Below are 3672 nucleotides of genomic sequence, written 5' to 3' on the forward strand. Positions count from 1 at the left end.
ATATGCGCTCGGTGCGGTTTGCATTCATTTATAATACCTCGCCATACCGCTCCCAAGCGCCTCGCACATAGTGGAGGCGCTTCTTAATGTCTGACGGTTTGATATCGGGATGTTTCTCGTGTGTTTTATCAATAATGTAGCGGTCACTATACCCTGCGAGGATATACTCAAAGAGCGTCACCTCTATAGGTTCCAGTTCCGCCCTGAAAGCGTCCGCCAGCATCTCAACCTCAAGCGTGTCGCGCTTGCACATTTCGCACAGGTGCGGCTCTATAATGCGCTTACATCGTATGCAATGGACTGCTTTGGTCATGCGTACAGTATAACGCAGTCGTTGGCAACATAACTCTTTTCGTGTGGATAACGCAGTCGTTGGCAACCTACTCATTCAGCGTGTGCCACATGTCTTTCGCCCAGAGCATAATCTCTAACGCAGTGGTTCGGTCAATATCGGCATAGAGTTTTGCGTAGTTGTACAGGTCAAGCAATTCGTCCTGCATTTCACTCCGTGCGTCAATATGGTCTAAATCCCACGGCTGATTATGCTCTCGTGCGCCTTTATCAAACTTTGCTTTGAGTGCTTTTTGGAATGTCATAAAAAATATAGAGGGCGATATACTCACCGCCCTCTATTATTTCACAAAGTGCGTCAGTCGTGCCACCTGTCCGTACTTGCGTGAGTGCACGAAGCCCTCAATGGCAAGCGGTGCGCCGACATACCCGTTTCGGTGTGCCCACCCATCGGGTGCACTCGGACTGCGCAACACCGTCAGGGTGACGCCAGGATAGTCCTTCACCGACTGCCACGATGTCTTCACACGATGGTGCAAGTGGTGTTGGTAGATATAGCGATGCGTTGTTTTCGCCCACATATCTTTCTCCTCTTGCGCCATCAGGAGTGGCATATCGGCACTTTTCGCACCATCTCCATGTGTGAAGGCAAGCATGCTCACGCCATAGCGATAGTATTTGCGGTGGCGGATACGCACATCAAAGCGCACATCGGAAGCGGTGTGGAACCAGCACGAGAGCGCGTCAACGAGCATGTATCCCGAAGCGTAGTCGTGGTTGCTCGGATTGAACACCACATCCACAGGTGCGTTCGCGCGCAACTCCTCAATGATGCGGACATACATCTTGCGAGCGGTCGTGAACGCATCCCACCACATGCTGTCGGTGTCCTGCTTGGTGCCTGCCGTTGTCGTACGGAACGGATTGTCCGTATGCAAGACATCGTTGCCGACAATGAGCAGGATACGCTCAATCGGGAAGCCCGACGCTTTCGCCACGACACCGCGAACGCCCTCTTCGGCGTACCGTACGGCAGTCTTGATGTCGTAGTGATACCCCGTTTCGTCATTCAATGAGAGTTTGCCGATATGCACATCGGCTGGGTCAACAACAAGCAGGTGCTTGTCCGTTACCTTCTCACGAGTGACGGTGGGGTACTTCGGTGCGTACTTCTTCATCTCGGCGATGATGCCGTTGCGTACCTGTTCGTATGTCGGGCGTTTCTCGGCTACGATGAACGCACTGATGCGTTTAGATTTGTGCCACCAATAGCGGACGCTGTTGATGTCAATCCCGTATTTTTGGCACTCTTCAAGGAGTGCCTTTTGTTGCTCCTTTGTGGGCATGGTTAGCACTCCTTATTGCTAAAGAACAGTTGCAGCTTCAATACTGCGTGAAGTAGGCGAACCTTATGAGCTGAACCTACGGGTCTTTCAGGGTTCCTCTGCGGTTCGCGGTACTACGAACCCTTGTTCCCATGCTACTTCACGCAAAATTGAATACAGAAAAGTATCGGGGCGATGGGTACCGCCCCGATAGTTGTTCAGTAACCATCTTGGTTCCCCTTATCTTGGGTTCTCTCGTGGCTACTCTTCCTCCTCCTTCGCCTTCTTGGCGAGGCAAGTGTCGTGGTCGTCCGCACTCTCTCTCCAGACATCTTCGTAGCAGTTGTTCGTCAGGAACTCCTGCACGCGGAAGAACGGAATGGCGAGCGCGATGGAAGTGCCACGCATACCTGCGGCTGGCACGCCGACCAGTTCGCCGTTGTCGTTGTACAGCGCGCCACCAGACGAGCCACCAACGATGCCAGCGTCCATCTGCAGGAACGGCACCTCTGCGTCAGCCCACGGCACACGGAAGGTGCGGTTCGTGTTGCTGATGATGCCTCTCGTGATGGTCGCGTCCAGCATGGCGGGGTTCCCGACAGCATAGACGGTTTCACCACGATAGACACGGTCGCCAGCGAACACATGCGTGGCGATGGTGTGGGGGATATCTTCCGCGATGATTTGCAGAAGGGCGAGGTCGGACTGCTTCCAGCGAGCCACCACCTTCGCTTGCCACACCGACTGACCGACCGTCTTGAAGCCAGCGTAAGATTTCTGCGAAACTTGCATTTCGCTGATTTCCACGACTTCAACCTTCGTGATGGTGCCGTCATCAGCGACGCGTTCCTTCGTGCGCCGTTGCATGGCAGGCTCCACGCAGTGGTGGTTGGTCAGCACCAGACGGTACTTCAGCGAGATGAGCGTACCGGAGCAGAAACCCCGACCGTTCATACCCACGATGAAGTTGGTCTGATTGACGGTTTCGTTCATCTCACGGACTTCCCACGCGTGAGCGGAGAATGCCGTGAAGACGGACACGACAGTTGCAAAGAACAGTTTGAGCATGTTGTGCTCCTTTCTCCTGCTTGAGTGCAGGTGGTGTGGCTACACTTGTAGCAACACCATCTGAACTCAAAAGGTGGTGGCGAGCCCCCCTACTTGGGGGCGCGCCGTTTGGTCTCACGGAGGTAGGCATTCCAGCAGTGGTTCGGCTCTCGCAGGATTGTGTCCACGACACGCTCTGCGATACACCATACACCACCCTTGCGGACTGCGTTTCTCCCAATGCGTGCCGACAACTCCTCTCGCTCACCACCGAGAAGGACATTAACGAACACGCTTATGTCGTGTCGTTTCCACATAGGTGGTTCCTTTCAGTGGTAGGTAGTAGCGGTTGAGAAAACACCGTATGACATCTCGGTAAAAGGTGTCGGGCATTTTCTCAAATGGTATGTGCCACTCCAGTTGTCGGTGGCACTCTCGGCAGAGAAGCAGGAAAAGGCGGTTGTTGCGTTTCCCATAGTGCCGTACGGGATACACATGGTGCCGTTCCAGTGCGGTGTGCTCACCGCATTTCGGACACTCGCCCATACGCCTAACCATCTTGGCGCCTCAACAGTTCAAGGTAGAACTCGTTGGCGCACACTTCCGAGCAGAAGTGCAGGTGGAATGTCCTGCCACCGCTCCCATGCTTGATGACGGTGATGCACCGTTTGCCGTAGAGCACGGTGCCACACTTGGCGCATACTTTCGGTTTCATTGCTCACTCCTTTCTTGCTTTTCAACTTCTTCCCAGTACTTGCAGAAGTACACTTCCGCAAAGTAGCATGTCCAAGAGCACACTGGTTTGTTTTTGTGCTCATTGAAATTGTCTGGCATTGAGATTTTCTTCCAACACCAGACGCAAAAGGTTTCTTTTGTCATCTGGTGCCTCCGTTTTGACAAAGAACATCTTGCTGTGAAGCAAGACAAAAGGGTGCCGTTTAGGCACCCCTTCGTTTTACTCCTCAACTTCGTCTGCGCTGTCGTCTTCGGCAACCTCGCAAACCTCTTC

5 protein-coding genes are annotated in these 3672 nt (G+C 53.5%); all 5 read right to left on the reverse strand.

Annotation, left to right across the window (positions count from 1 at the left end):
• Window positions 1–28: 28 nt before the first annotated feature.
• The 5 genes from D6783_00035 to D6783_00055 all read right to left on the reverse strand — a co-directional run bounded on the left by D6783_00035 (window position 29) and on the right by D6783_00055 (window position 3221).
• Window positions 29–313: a hypothetical protein gene (locus D6783_00035; protein RME54030.1), complete on the reverse strand. Its 285-nt coding sequence runs from the start codon at window positions 311–313 to the stop codon at window positions 29–31.
• A gap of 67 nt (window positions 314–380) precedes the next feature.
• The gene (locus tag D6783_00040; protein ID RME54031.1) at window positions 381–596 is read right to left on the reverse strand and encodes a hypothetical protein; all 216 of its coding nucleotides are present in this window, start codon (window positions 594–596) and stop codon (window positions 381–383) included.
• Window positions 597–632: 36 nt separating this feature from the next.
• A complete protein-coding gene (locus tag D6783_00045) occupies window positions 633–1637 on the reverse strand; it encodes a hypothetical protein (protein ID RME54032.1) in 1005 nt (334 codons plus the stop codon).
• 240 nt (window positions 1638–1877) lie between these two features.
• Complete coding sequence (locus tag D6783_00050; protein RME54033.1) at window positions 1878–2684, reverse strand: serine protease; 807 nt, start codon at window positions 2682–2684, stop codon at window positions 1878–1880.
• 261 nt (window positions 2685–2945) lie between these two features.
• On the reverse strand, window positions 2946–3221 hold the full coding sequence (locus D6783_00055) for a hypothetical protein (protein ID RME54034.1): 276 nt from the start codon (window positions 3219–3221) through the stop codon (window positions 2946–2948).
• Window positions 3222–3672: the final 451 nt, after the last annotated feature.

The organism is Candidatus Woesearchaeota archaeon (assembly GCA_003694805.1).
Taxonomy (GTDB): Archaea; Nanobdellota; Nanobdellia; order Woesearchaeales; family J110; genus J110.